Annotated in this window: 11 protein-coding genes and 1 pseudogene; 9 read left to right on the top strand and 3 right to left on the bottom strand. The window is 40.6% G+C overall.

Annotated elements, in window-relative coordinates; translation table 11 throughout:
• Positions 1-35: 35 nt before the first annotated feature.
• From rfbC to ANSO36C_RS02960, 3 genes are all read left to right on the top strand, one after another.
• Positions 36-575: a dTDP-4-dehydrorhamnose 3,5-epimerase gene (rfbC, locus tag ANSO36C_RS02970; protein ID WP_251958318.1), complete on the top strand. Its 540-nt coding sequence runs from the start codon at positions 36-38 to the stop codon at positions 573-575.
• A gap of 49 nt (positions 576-624) precedes the next feature.
• The gene (locus ANSO36C_RS02965) at positions 625-1,956 is read left to right on the top strand and encodes a DUF4910 domain-containing protein (RefSeq protein ID WP_251958317.1); all 1,332 of its coding nucleotides are present in this window, start codon (positions 625-627) and stop codon (positions 1,954-1,956) included.
• Between the two features lie 505 nt (positions 1,957-2,461).
• Positions 2,462-2,629, top strand: a complete 168-nt coding sequence (locus ANSO36C_RS02960) for a CopG family transcriptional regulator (RefSeq protein ID WP_190943171.1) — start codon at positions 2,462-2,464, stop codon at positions 2,627-2,629.
• Between the two features lie 577 nt (positions 2,630-3,206).
• On the opposite strand, the gene rpsU is transcribed toward ANSO36C_RS02960, so the two are convergent.
• The 3 genes from rpsU to ANSO36C_RS02945 all read right to left on the bottom strand — a co-directional run bounded on the left by rpsU (position 3,207) and on the right by ANSO36C_RS02945 (position 4,802).
• Positions 3,207-3,398, bottom strand: a complete 192-nt coding sequence (gene rpsU / locus ANSO36C_RS02955) for a 30S ribosomal protein S21 (protein ID WP_109007426.1) — start codon at positions 3,396-3,398, stop codon at positions 3,207-3,209.
• Between the two features lie 229 nt (positions 3,399-3,627).
• Complete coding sequence (locus tag ANSO36C_RS02950; RefSeq protein WP_190943173.1) at positions 3,628-3,948, bottom strand: RNA recognition motif domain-containing protein; 321 nt, start codon at positions 3,946-3,948, stop codon at positions 3,628-3,630.
• 368 nt (positions 3,949-4,316) lie between these two features.
• On the bottom strand, positions 4,317-4,802 hold the full coding sequence (locus tag ANSO36C_RS02945) for a gluconokinase (protein ID WP_251960235.1): 486 nt from the start codon (positions 4,800-4,802) through the stop codon (positions 4,317-4,319).
• A gap of 369 nt (positions 4,803-5,171) precedes the next feature.
• Between ANSO36C_RS02945 and tmk the strand changes: the two genes are divergently transcribed.
• From tmk to ANSO36C_RS02915, 6 genes and pseudogenes are all read left to right on the top strand, one after another.
• Positions 5,172-5,807 carry a dTMP kinase gene (tmk, locus tag ANSO36C_RS02940; RefSeq protein ID WP_251958316.1) on the top strand — a complete coding sequence of 212 codons (636 nt, stop codon included), beginning with the start codon at positions 5,172-5,174 and terminating at the stop codon, positions 5,805-5,807.
• 167 nt (positions 5,808-5,974) lie between these two features.
• Positions 5,975-8,327, top strand: a pseudogene (gene recJ / locus ANSO36C_RS02935) (single-stranded-DNA-specific exonuclease RecJ).
• 41 nt (positions 8,328-8,368) lie between these two features.
• On the top strand, positions 8,369-8,554 hold the full coding sequence (locus tag ANSO36C_RS02930) for a hypothetical protein (RefSeq protein WP_251958315.1): 186 nt from the start codon (positions 8,369-8,371) through the stop codon (positions 8,552-8,554).
• 346 nt (positions 8,555-8,900) lie between these two features.
• A complete protein-coding gene (locus ANSO36C_RS02925; protein WP_251958314.1) occupies positions 8,901-10,778 on the top strand; it encodes an NAD(P)H-quinone oxidoreductase subunit F in 1,878 nt (625 codons plus the stop codon).
• Positions 10,779-10,829: 51 nt separating this feature from the next.
• Positions 10,830-11,546, top strand: coding sequence for a carbonic anhydrase (locus tag ANSO36C_RS02920; protein WP_251958313.1), 717 nt, complete (start codon positions 10,830-10,832; stop codon positions 11,544-11,546).
• 112 nt (positions 11,547-11,658) lie between these two features.
• On the top strand, positions 11,659-13,155 hold the full coding sequence (locus ANSO36C_RS02915; protein WP_251958312.1) for an NADH-quinone oxidoreductase subunit M: 1,497 nt from the start codon (positions 11,659-11,661) through the stop codon (positions 13,153-13,155).
• Positions 13,156-13,168 lie beyond the last annotated feature (13 nt).

Here is a 13,168-nt window from a genome sequence, read left to right as displayed (position 1 = left end):
AGATTCTTATAATTTTATCCCAAATTTGCAAATTCATGATATTCACCGAAACTAAAATAAAAGGGGCATTTATTGTTGATTTAGAGTTGCAGCGAGATAGCCGAGGTTTTTTTGCTCGGAGTTTCTGCATTCAGGAATTTAAAGATCGTGGTTTAAAACCTACTATTGCCCAATGCAATTTATCTTTTAACTATAAAAAAGGCACGTTGCGGGGTATGCATTATCAAAAACCTCCTTCTCAGGAAACAAAATTGGTGCGTTGTATTAAGGGAGGTATTTATGATGTAATAATCGATTTGCGTCCAGAATCTTCTAGCTATTTATCTCATATTGGTATAAAATTGACTGCTGAAAATCGCCTTGCTCTCTATATCCCAGAGAGGTGTGCTCATGGGTTCCAAACGCTTACCGACGAAACCGAAGTGAATTATCAAATGGGTGACTTATACGCCCCAGAATATGCAAATGGCTATCGCTATGATGACCCAGCTTTTGGGATTGAATGGCCTCTACCTGTGACTGAAATTTCGGAAAAAGATAGAGCTTGGAGTTTATTTGAATCGAAAAAAATGTAATAAAACATCAACAATAGATTGAATACATCAGGTAACAAGGATTCTACTTATGGTTGCAGATGGACTTCAGAATATTAATTTACTTGACCTAAAAAACTCTTTTAACCTCAAGGATATTAGTCTAGAACTTTACCAACTAGTTTCTGATTTATATCCCCTTTGCCGTAGTATTACAGGTGATGGTTTTAGAGAAACCTTAAAAATTCTCCAGCAGCATATTCCTTTATCAGTTCATGAAGTGCCAACAGGAACAGAGGTATTTGATTGGACAATCCCTAAAGAATGGAATATTAAAGATGCTTATATTAAAAACTCTCAAGGTAAAAAAATTGTAGATTTTACCAATTCAAATTTACACGTTGTTAACTATAGTATTCCCGTACATCAAAAATTATCTCTTCAAGAACTTAAATTACATCTATTTACACTTCCAGAACACCCTGATTGGATTCCTTACCGAACTTCATATTACAAGGAAAGTTGGGGTTTTTGCCTCAGTCACAATCAGTATTTACAATTAAATGATGAAGAATATGAAGTATGTATTGATTCTTCCCTCGAACCTGGTTATCTGACTTATGGTGAGTATTTTATCCCTGGAGAAAGTAGTGATGAAGTCTTAATTTCTTGCCACACCTGTCATCCTTCACTTTGTAATGATAATCTTTCGGGGATTGCGATCGCTACTTTTATCGCTAAATACTTAAGTCAAACTACATCAAGATATTCCTATCGATTTCTCTGGATTCCCGGAACCATTGGCTCAATTACGTGGTTGGCTCTCAACGAAGCTAAAGTCAATAATATTAAACACGGCTTAGTATTAACTTGTTTAGGAGATTCAGGCAAGTTTACTTACAAAAAAAGCCGTAAAGCTAACACTGAAATTGATAAAGTTGCTGCTTATGTACTCACAAACTCAAAACAAGATTACGAAATTATAGATTTTTTCCCCTATGGCTACGATGAGCGACAATATTGCTCACCTGGGTTTAATTTAGCTGTAGGTTGCTTGATGCGATCGCCTCATGGTAGTTTTCCTGAATACCATACCTCAGCAGATGATTTAAATTTCGTTCAACCCCAATATCTTGCCGAGTCATTCTTGCAATGTCATTCAATGTTGTATATCCTCAACAATAACGAAATCTACTACAACAAGAACCCTAAATGTGAGCCACAGTTAGGTAAAAGAGGAATATATCGGGTAACTGGTGGTCATAAAGATAGCGAACTAAATCAAATGGCAATATTGTGGGTTTTAAATTTATCTGATGGCGACCATACTCTCTTAGATATTGCACAAAGGTCAGGAATATCATTTGATCTGATTAAAAATGCTGCGGATATATTATTAGCACATGACTTATTAAAAAAATAAAGGGCAATGACTCAGAACTGAATGGCACTAAGAAAACGCGAAAGGCTTATTTAACCTCGTTCCCAGTCTGAAGACTGGGAATGTATTCCAAATGGGCTGCCGCCTCTCGTAAAGAAAGAGGAGGCAGAGCCTCCCAGAATGCGTTCCCAGGCTGGAGCCTGGGAACGAGGCAACACAAGACTTTGGACTTATCTTAGTGCCATTCGACTCAGAACTAAAGTTTTTGTACTTCTGCCCCCTGCCTTTCTTTGTAAGGTATTGTAAAAATACTTATTCTGTATTGATATAATTTAATACTACTTTTACATTCTATTTATAATTGCTGCCTGTAAAGTAGCTAAACTTTATGCTTTAAAATATACTTAGCTTTTTCACTATTGTTTAGAAAAATATCCTATCCAACTTCATGATTACTTAAAATAAATGTCATTGATTATACCATTGTAATAGCAGCTTAGATGATTGATATTAGAAAAGTAGTTTAAAAACATACCTTGTCTAATACATGAATAAAAAATGGGCTGCTAAACGACTGACAATCAATCTCACCTCAAGTGAAGCACAAAAGCTTGAACAATACTGTTCAATAACGGGAAGACCAGCAACTGATGTAATTCGGGAGTTAATTCGCTCTCTTTCTTCTCAGGGGGAAAAAAGCTCTGAAAGCTCGTAAATCAGACTGTACAAAAAATAAAATTAGGGCAAGTACATCTCTATTTACGAGTGAAATATAGTGCTTAAGGGTTATCAGCTAACAGTGAATCCCCATAACTAAAGTTAGGAGATTTAAGGGACTTACAAAAAATAAATTATCCCAAATTATTTGTAGACTTGTAAGGTTACAAGGTCTTGCGCTCCTAAGATGGGATGTTTTTTAAGTGGAAATCTCTTAAATAAGGACATTCTTTTACAAAGTTCAGAGCAGAGGAAGCCTCAGCTCTGACTTTTGCTTTAGATTTCGTGCAATCATTTTGATACAATTATTTAATAGTGAAGTTAATGGCAGTGAAGAGTAGTAAACTATCACTAATTTTTATTATTAATTCATTTAGTTATCAACTCTTTTGACTCATTTTCTATCTACTTATCCCTGTAACCTTTGATTGATGCAGAAAGGCGGGAAAGGTTGCCGAAGGTCAAAACCTACTCATTAGATTCTACTTCAGAGTATAGCAGCGATCGCCTCTTCGACAGCTAAGAATCTAATGAGAGAGTGCGTTAGCGTAGCTCACCGTAGGTATTGCTAATTATCAATTAGCACGGAAATTTCTCTTGCGTTGTTTGTGCCTTGCCACTTCTTTGCGCTTGTGTTTTTCTAAAGGCGTTTCAAAGTGACGATGCTTTCTCATGTCTGGAAAAATTCCTGCTTTGGAAACTTCCCTTTTAAATCGACGTAAGGCTGACTCAATTCCTTCATTTTCGCCCACAAATACTTGGGTCATCTTCATCTCCTACTTAATTGGTACTGGGCAATTTTAAGCCATCCAGTAGACCGGAGTGCAAAAAGGGCAGATAATGATTCTGCCCTTAAGACGTTAAAACTTAATTTTTGATCTTGAATTACCAAACACTATCCGCTAGGCGGTATAGTATGAGCTACTCCAATTCATAGACAATAGCCTCTAGAACTCCGTAGCCCGATTGAGAGACTTTTGCTGTTTTAATTAAAGTTTAGTAGCGTGAGCGATTGTATCCACCGCCACCACCACTGTTGCCTCGGTTGCCACCACCAAAGGAACCACCTCTATCTTCCTTGGGTTTAGCCTTATTAACTTTAAGGTCGCGTCCCATCCATTCAGCCCCATCAAGAGCATCAATGGCAGCTGTTTCTTCAGCTTCTGTACCCATCTCTACAAAAGCAAAGCCGCGTGGACGTCCTGTTTCACGGTCAGTAGGCAACTGAACCCGTTTTACAGTACCGTGTTCGGCAAAGACAGAATTGAGGTCTTCTTGTGTGACCTCGTAGGATAGATTACCTACATAAATTGACATGCGTTATCTCCAAAATCATAGGTGTGTAGAGATTTAGATTTCGGAGACAAGCTTGTTAAGACCAAAGGGAAAAGCCTGTCAATACTAAAAACAAACGCTGTACCGAATTTTATTCTCACTTAATTACCTTAGCACATCATTTAGTTCTTACCCACCGTAACTGAGAAGTACTAAAGATTGGTGATTATTATCGATGGTGGCAGATAAAGATAAGCCAGCGCCGTGGGCGGGTTTCCCGACTTGAGGCGACTGGCGTTGCCATTCCCAGGCTTGGCATATCAGGGTTAAATCTAGCTTTATAAGTCAGCCATAACAAACGCCTTGGTTCCAAAGTGATTAATTTGAATCTTACCTCTGTCACCAATAAGCTAAATTTCCAAAGCTGTTCTAATGTTTTGGACAATTATCTGGGGTGGCTGTGCAACATCTATAGATATGGTATCTAATGGTTCTTCAAGAGTATAAAACTGGCTGTTGAGAAGTTTTTCACCCATGTAATGATTGCTGCGCTCTTGCAACCGCTTTTGAATCAACTCATAAGACCCTTTGAGGTAAACTAGCTTGATGCGTTCGCTATCCAATACCAAAAATTGCCGATAGCTATCTTTTAAAGCCGAACATGCCAGCACTACATTTTTACTTTCTTGCAACCAATGGTTTATGGCTGTTTGCAAATCTTGCAACCAAGGTATCCTATCAGCTTCACTTAGAGGGATACCGCGCCGCATTTTGTCAGTATTCTCTGAGGAGTGAAAAGTATCAGCGTCGCTAAACTCCCACGATAACGAGTCTGCTAGCAGTTTTCCTATGGTGGTTTTACCAGAACCCGACACACCCATGACGATAATAATCATTGACTGCTGAATCATATTTTTATTAAGAAAATAGGACTTACGCATTGACAGAAAAGCCGAAATGACAGGTATGCTTTTCAAAGCTTTTAGCTAAATTTTTCAACTATCTTTTTGCGATCGCAACTAATAAAGGGTGGTTTGGAAAAGGCTGAAACGACCTATTTACGTTAATACACAAGATCATTCGTTTGTACAGTGCGTAAGTCCTAGAAAAGTTAAAATAATTCCTAATTTGTAGTTCGTAGTTGTGACTATGGGCGGTGATATAAATCATCGGCAGCGATCGCAATTGCAGGTTAAGATTTTACACTTCGCGCTATTCTTGATAAAACATCAGCGAATCAGTTTATTGCGGCGAACACAAAAAGCATGGGTGGCAAATTAATCGTATTTGAAGGGGTGGAAGGCTGTGGCAAAACCAGCCAAATGCAGCTTTGTTCTGAGTGGTTGGAAAATCTAGGGGTTTCTGTGGTGGTAACTCGTGAACCAGGAGGAACAGAGTTAGGTTCACATCTTCGCCGCTTGCTACTAGAAAAGGCAGAGGATAAACCAGTTGCTGAAGTCACAGAACTTTTGTTGTATGCTGCTGATCGATCGCAACACATTGAACAAGAACTTAAACCAAATCTCGCTGCCGGAAAATATATTTTATGCGATCGCTACACTGACTCTACCATTGCCTACCAAGGATATGGTCGAGGTCTTAACATGAGTTTAATCAATCAGCTTAACTATATTGCTACTGGTGGTTTAGAGAGCGATTTAACTATTTGGCTAGATGTTGATGTTGAAGTAGGACTATCCCGCAAACTCTTAGATAATGTAGGATTAGACCGCATTGAACAGGAGACAATCGCTTTTCATCGGCGCGTTCAACAAGGATACGCACATTTAGCAGCATCTCATCCCTCACGAATTGTCCGGGTAGATGGCAGCTTGAGTCAAGAAGCTGTACAACAGGTAATTCAAGAAATTTTGCGCGTACACCTGAAGGAGTTGCCATAGGCATCGCCTCAAATCATACTTAGAATTATTTTGACCAACCCCTTCTACAGACGCGATGAATCGTGTCTCTCTTAATTCTTATACAGACGCGATGAATCGTGTCTCTCTTAATTCTTATACAGACGCGATGAATCGCGTCTCTACAACTAACTCCTAACTTTCTTTGTATGCCAGAACAACAGCAGTGGATTATAACAACAACCGAACAACCGCCAGAGTGGTTTATCCAAGCAGTGAAACAGCATACACCCGCATCAAGTGGACTGTATGCAGCGCAATTGTTGTGGCAACGGGGAATAAAAGATCATCAACAATTAACAGCTTTTATTAACTATAAAGATTATCAACCAAAAAGTCCCTTTGAGTTTGGGCAAGAAATGCATCTAGCGATCGCACGGTTGCAACAAGCATATAATACTAGAGAAAAAATTGCTATTTGGGGAGACTTTGATGCCGATGGCATTACCGCCACATCTGTACTTTGGGATGGATTGGGACAGTTTTTTGCTCAAAATACCCAGTTAATTTACTATATTCCCAATCGCTTAAAAGAATCCCACGGACTTAATCAGCAAGGGATTGATAATTTAGCAAAACAATGTTGCAAATTAATAGTTACTTGCGACACAGGTAGCACAAATGTTGAGGAAATTATCTATGCAAAACAGCTAGGCATAGATACAATCATTACAGACCATCATACCTTACCCAGCGAACGCCCACCCGTCGCCGCGATTATCAATCCCCGCTATTTGCCAAGAGAACATCAGTTATTTAATCTTTCTGGGGTGGCGGTAGCTTATAAGTTAGTGGAAGCGCTATATCAAACCCTGCCTAATATTGCCAAACATCCATTAGAAGATTTATTAGATTTAGTTGCAATTGGATTAATTGCCGACTTAGTGCAGTTGAGTGGAGATTGCCGCTACTTAGCACAGATGGGAATTCAACGACTGCAAGAAGATTTTAAACAGCCACCAGCAGGGCGGCGACGGCCAGGGGTAGGGCGATTATTAGAATTGTGCCAGAAAAGTGGCGATCGCCCCACAGATATTTCTTTTGGTTTGGGGCCAAGAATTAACGCCGTCAGCCGCATCCAAGGTGATGCCAGTTTCTGCGTGGAATTATTAACTAGTCGTGATGTTAGACGTTGTAACGAACTAGCCGAAGTTACAGAACTCGCCAACGCCCGCCGGAAATCTTTACAAAAAGATGTGCAAGCGCAAGTAGCACAAAAACTGACTCAATTAGACTTATCAACCACCAGCGTCATAGTCTTAGAAGATGCCCAATGGCCTGCGGGTGTATTGGGCTTAGTCGCTGGACAAGTAGCACAAGAAACAGGCCGCCCAACTATCTTGTTAAGCACTGAGGGATTGGCTACTGGAGAAGACTCTTCCCAATCTCTTGCCCGTGGTTCTGCCCGTTCGGTGAATTCTGTGGATTTATACCAACTGGTGAAAGACCAAGCACATTTGTTACATCGCTTTGGGGGACATCCCTTTGCAGCAGGTTTAAGTTTGTTGGTGGAGAACATTCCTTTGTTTGCGGCGGCGATTAATCAGCAACTACGGCTATCTTTAGGTAGTACAACCCTAACGCCAACCGTACAAGCAGACTTGACAGTAACAGTGGCAGACTTAGGGAAAGAGTTATTTTTGGAATTGAAACTGCTAGAACCTTGTGGAATGGGCAATCCTGTGCCGAAATTGCTAATTCAAAACTGCTGGTTTGAAAATGCTTGGCATCGCAATCAGCAGGATTGGCAAGGGAAAAAGGTACAGTATATTAAAACCGAGTTTGACATTCGGGATGATTCTACTAAAAGCGCTTTTCCTGGCTTATGGTGGGGACATTATAAAGATGAATTGCCTGTAGGAAGGTGTGATTGCATCGCCGAACTAGACTACAACAGCTTCAAAAAACGTTATGAAATCAGATTAATTGCTGTGCGTCCGAGTATTAACTCAGCACTCAGTACTCAGTATTCACCGCTTATTTTAGACTGGCGTAAATTCCCGACTCCCCATTCTCTCTCGACTCCCCCAGTTTTGCTTGAAGATTGTCCCACAAATTGGGATGATTTACGCGCTCTTTTGCGGCGATGTCTAAATACAAATCGTTCTGCATCTGGGCTTGACAATCAGCCACAATTAGCCATTGCTTGGTCTAAACCAGCTACCAACCACCCAAACAAATTTGGCTAACTCTTGTCGGAATTGCCAATATCTCAGTCGCACAAATCAACTAGTTACCCGTGTACAACTTTTAGAGAAAATCGGCATCAGCGACCAAACTTTACTTGTAGGAATCAAAGCTTTAAAATATTTAGGTTTCACGGTTAAACGACAAGACCGTTATTTGCAAATCACCTGGAATCCAAGCGATAGTGCAGAAAACGTTGCTGAGGCAGCAGTTGCCCAATTTTTAGCTGCTGTCCGAGAAGAACAATTTCAGCAACAATACTTTGCAGAAGTGCCATTATCTACTATTGTTGCAATCGCAGTTTTGCCTGTTTGAATTCGCCAAAAAAAACATAACTTCTATTACAGGAAATACTAATGAACCGCTCAAAAATAATTGCCATTCTTACCGGTGCGATTTCTATCATTTTAGCGATCGCCTATCTGATCTTAGTCCAACTATTGGACTACCGCGACATGAAACCCGCACCCATCAGCCAATTTGACCAATCACCTGCGATTATTTCTGTTTTTTCGCAGATTGACAAAATTAACGAAGTGTGAATCACATTTAGCTTAATTGTAGAGACGCAAAAGGCTTGCGTCTTTTGTGATTTATGTCAATAAGTAAAAACTCATGATGAACAGATAAAAAAACAATATCCATTATTCATTACTCAAATAGTTTTTTATATAAGATTTCTTTAGAGTAGTTATCTCAAATTTGTTTAGATAAAGTAATACCATTTTGACAAAGATAACGGTAAGCTGTTTTTAAGAACATTAAATAAAGATAAAATTGTCTGATCTGCTTAGGCGTAGCCCATCGTACACATCGCTGGGTTAACGGGGATCAACGCGAGTTGACTCAAAACCCCAAATTTTTAATAATTAAGATAGAGGTAAGTTAATGGCTCAGTTTCTACTTGAGACTGTTTGGCTAGTTCCGTGTTATGCCTTAATAGGTGGCTTGTTAGCCGTACCTTGGTCGCCGGGGATCATTCGGAAAACGGGGCCAAGACCGGCGGGTTATGTCAACTTGGTAATGACATTTTTGGCGTTTGTACATAGTGCGATCGCTTTACAAGCAACTTGGAATCAGCCAGCCCAAGAAGTATTTATTCCTTGGTTATCTACAGCTGGTTTAGACCTGACCATTGCTTTAGAAATATCCTCGGTGAGTGTAGGCGCTTTAGTTGTGATTAGTGGCTTGAATTTGCTGGCGCAGATTTATGCCATCGGTTACATGGAAATGGATTGGGGTTGGGGACGCTTCTATTCCTTATTAGGGTTGTTTGAAGCGGGACTATGTGCCCTTGTTCTGTGTAATAACTTGTTCTTCAGCTATGTAATTTTGGAAGTCCTGACACTGGGAACCTACCTACTAGTTGGCTTATGGTTTAGCCAGCCGTTAGTAGTCTCAGGTGCGAGAGATGCTTTCTTAACTAAGCGGGTGGGAGACTTATTCTTGCTGGTGGGCGTGTTGGCATTATGGCCCCTAGCCGGAACTTGGAGTTATCCAGAATTAGCTAAGTGGGCGGCTACTGGTAACGTCAACCCGACAACCATGACACTGGTAGGTTTAGCCTTAATTGCCGGGCCAATGGGTAAATGTGCCCAGTTCCCCCTGCATTTGTGGTTAGATGAAGCGATGGAAGGCCCTGTTCCCAGTACAATTTTGCGGAATTCGGTAGTAGTCGCCAGTGGTGCATGGGTGTTGATTAAACTGCAACCTGTGTTAACCATCTCGCCCGTAGTTTCCTCGGCTATGGTGGCCATTGGCGTAGTGACAGCGTTGGGTGCTTCTTTAATAGCGATCGCTCAAATTGATCTTAAACGCTGCCAATCCTATTCTGTAAGCGCATACATGGGTTTAGTATTCATTGCTGTGGGAACGCAACAAAATGAAGCAGCGTTATTGTTAGTACTCACCCATGCCATATCAGCAGCCTTATTGGTAATGAGTACTGGCGGAATTATCTGGAATAGCATCACCCAAGATGTCACCCAATTAGGCGGATTGTGGACACGTCGCCCGATTTCAGCAATAGCTTTTATCGTCGGGACTTTGGGATTAATTGGTTTTCCGCCACTGGGTAGCTTTTGGGCGTTAGTAAAACTAGCAGATGGCTTGTGGGAAACCCAACCTTGGTTAGTGGGAGTAGTGATAGCGGTAAATGCTTTAACAGCCGTGAGTTTAACCAGAGAATTTGGTTTAATTTTTGGTGGTAAAGCTACACAAATGAGTCAGCGATCGCCTGAAGCTCACTGGCCAATGATTCTGCCAATGATGATTTTACTTGGTGTCAGTCTACATCTTCCTTTAGTGTTGCAAAGCTTATCACTTTTACCAGATTGGGCAACTCTAAACAAAGATGTCGTACTACTTTTAATTTGGTCGAGTATTTCCGGTTGCACCATCACTGGCGTGGTTTATTTAGGCAATATTCCTAAACCAATTCGCCTCCCTTGGCAAGGTTTGCAAGACTTGTTTGCATACGACTTTTACACTCCCAAACTCTATAAAATGACCGTAATTTTCGGAGTTGCCAAAATTTCCCAACTTGCCGATATGATTGACCGCTTTGTAGTCGATGGCATCGTTAATTTCGTTGGTTTATTTTCGCTATTAGGTGGCGAAGGTCTTAAATACAGCACCTCTGGTCAAACCCAGTTTTATGCCTTAACCGTTCTTTTAGGAGTAGGTGTTTTAGGAATGTGGGTAACTTGGCAATTTTGGGGATTACAGTTTTTAAATTTGATTTTCCCAATTTCGACACTTTGGTAGTAGTAACTATCTTACTAAAAGTTAACAGTTTAATATTTGGAAAATAATTTCATGAGCAGACAATATTCCCACTTCAATCTTTCCAGAAGAAGTTTATTCAAGTTTGGTGCAGGTGCGATCGGTACAGGTGTATTGACAGCCGGACTTAGCTCAAGCTTACTTGCAGCCGAAAAAAAAGCTCCAGTAGAAGATGATATTACCCCTGACAAGGCATTGCAAGAATTATTAGAGGGTAATGAAAGATTTGTCAAAGCAAAACGTCGCAATCCCCACCAAACTCGTTCGCGCTTAGTTGAAGTTGCTAAAGGTCAAAAGCCCTTTGCTTCTGTTCTCGGCTGTGCAGATTCACGAGTGCCTTCAGAGATTGTTTTTGACCAAGGACTTGGAGATTTATTTGTCTGCCGTGTAGCTGGTAATATTGCCACGCGAGAAGAAATTGGTAGCCTAGAATTTGGCAGCTTAGTATTAGGTGCTAAAGTCATCATGGTGGTGGGGCATGAAAGATGTGGTGCTGTAGATGCCGCAATCAAAGGCGCTCAAGTACCAGGACAAATTGGAAGTTTGCTTGAAGCAATTAAACCAAGCGTAGAAAGTTCAAAAGAACAATCAGGAGATAAGTTAGAAAATGCTTGTAAAGCCAATGTCTTAGCACAAATTGAAAAATTGAAATCATCATCAGTTTTATCTGAATTAATCAAGGCAGAAAAGCTGAAAATAGTCGGTGGTTATTACGATTTAGATACTGGCAGAATCAGTTTAGTTAGTTAGATTTTTTAAATCTCGTTTCCAGGTTTCACCTGGAAATGTACTTTGTTACTATGCTGCCGCGAATTCAGAGACATTTATAACAATTACCAATTTTCTAAAATCCCCAATTGCCATGTTAAGTGTTTTGATTTGGCTGCCAATTTTCGCTGCTATTGCTATAGCAATATTACCTGCAAGTTTCCCTAAACACCGTATTCGTTTAACAGCATTAATTTTTTCTGGGATAGTTCTTTTCTGGAACCTTTTTATCCTCCTAAAATTTGACATCAGCAATCCAGGGATGCAATTTAAAGAGTATTTACCCTGGAACGAAACCCTTGGCTTGAGCTATCAAATAGGTGTTGATGGGCTTTCTATATTAATGTTGGTGTTAAATAGCCTGCTCACCTGGATTTCCATTTACAGCAGCAGTAAAGAAACTGAACGCCCCCGGCTGTTCTACTCCCTGGTTTTATTAGTTAGTGGAGGAGTAGCAGGCGCTTTCCTCGCTGAAAATTTGCTGTTATTCTTCCTATTCTACGAACTAGAGTTAATCCCTTTCTACTTACTAATTTCCATTTGGGGAGGGGAAAAACGGGCTTATGCTGGAATTAAATTCCTGATTTATACTGCTGTTTCGGGAGCATTAATTCTGGCAACATTCTTGGGTATGGTGTGGCTGAGTGGTTCTACCAATTTTGCATTTGATGCATTCTCTACAGAAAACCTCTCAACAGCCAAACAAATCCTGTTACTAGCAGGGATAGTGTTAGGTTTTGGCATTAAAATTCCCTTAGTTCCCTTCCATACTTGGCTACCCGATGCTTACGTTGAGGCTTCAGCACCAATTGCCATTCTTCTCGGTGGCGTGTTAGCAAAACTGGGAACTTATGGATTGTTGCGATTTGGGTTGGGGATGTTTCCCGATGCTTGGAGTATTATTGCACCGACTTTGGCAATTTGGGGAGCAGTCAGCGCTATTTATGGGGCAGTAGTTGCGATCGCTCAAAAAGATATCAAGCGCATGGTAGCATACAGTTCCGTCGGTCACATGGGCTATATCTTGCTAGCTGGTGCTGCTAGTACTCCTTTAGCACTTGTGGGTGCAGTCGCCCAAATGTTTAGTCACGGTATCATCCTGGCGATTCTCTTCCACTTGGTAGGAGTCGTGGAAGCGAAAGTTGGCACTCGTGAATTAGATAAACTCAATGGCTTGATGAGTCCCATACGCGGCTTACCTCTAATTAGTGCCTTACTAGTTTTAGGTGGAATGGCTAGTGCAGGTATTCCCGGTTTAACAGGATTTATCGCGGAATTTATCGTCTTTCAAGGTAGTTTCTCTGCCTTTCCCATTCCGACAATTTTGTGTGTAGTAGCTAGTGGATTAACCGCAGTTTATTTTGTCATTCTCCTCAACCGCACTTGTTTTGGCAAACTAGATAACATCGCCTACTATCCCAAAGTTCTTTGGGCTGAAAAAATACCAGCTTTAATTTTGGCAGCTTTCATCATCTTTTTGGGAGTACAACCCACTTGGCTAGTGCGTTGGAGTGAATCCACAACTACAACAATGGTAGCTGCAATTCCCGCTTTAGAAAAAACCGTAATCTCTGAAGTCGCGCTGAAATAGGGTTACAGTTTCT

Source organism: Nostoc cf. commune SO-36, assembly GCF_023734775.1.
GTDB classification, from domain to species: domain Bacteria; phylum Cyanobacteriota; class Cyanobacteriia; order Cyanobacteriales; family Nostocaceae; genus Nostoc; species Nostoc commune_A.
Note: the sequence above shows the minus strand (reverse complement) of the source record. Positions and strands in the feature narration are given on the sequence as shown.

Excerpts from the sequence above, each read along its gene's own strand:
- rfbC (WP_251958318.1), top strand. The coding sequence starts at position 36 with ATGATATTCACCGAAACTAAAATAAAAGGGGCATTTATTGTTGATTTA.
- ANSO36C_RS02965 (WP_251958317.1), top strand. The coding sequence starts at position 625 with ATGGTTGCAGATGGACTTCAGAATATTAATTTACTTGACCTAAAAAAC.
- ANSO36C_RS02960 (WP_190943171.1), top strand. The coding sequence starts at position 2,462 with ATGAATAAAAAATGGGCTGCTAAACGACTGACAATCAATCTCACCTCA.
- rpsU (WP_109007426.1), bottom strand. The coding sequence starts at position 3,398 with ATGACCCAAGTATTTGTGGGCGAAAATGAAGGAATTGAGTCAGCCTTA.
- ANSO36C_RS02950 (WP_190943173.1), bottom strand. The coding sequence starts at position 3,948 with ATGTCAATTTATGTAGGTAATCTATCCTACGAGGTCACACAAGAAGAC.
- ANSO36C_RS02945 (WP_251960235.1), bottom strand. The coding sequence starts at position 4,802 with ATGATTATTATCGTCATGGGTGTGTCGGGTTCTGGTAAAACCACCATA.
- tmk (WP_251958316.1), top strand. The coding sequence starts at position 5,172 with ATGGGTGGCAAATTAATCGTATTTGAAGGGGTGGAAGGCTGTGGCAAA.
- ANSO36C_RS02930 (WP_251958315.1), top strand. The coding sequence starts at position 8,369 with ATGAACCGCTCAAAAATAATTGCCATTCTTACCGGTGCGATTTCTATC.
- ANSO36C_RS02925 (WP_251958314.1), top strand. The coding sequence starts at position 8,901 with ATGGCTCAGTTTCTACTTGAGACTGTTTGGCTAGTTCCGTGTTATGCC.
- ANSO36C_RS02920 (WP_251958313.1), top strand. The coding sequence starts at position 10,830 with ATGAGCAGACAATATTCCCACTTCAATCTTTCCAGAAGAAGTTTATTC.
- ANSO36C_RS02915 (WP_251958312.1), top strand. The coding sequence starts at position 11,659 with ATGTTAAGTGTTTTGATTTGGCTGCCAATTTTCGCTGCTATTGCTATA.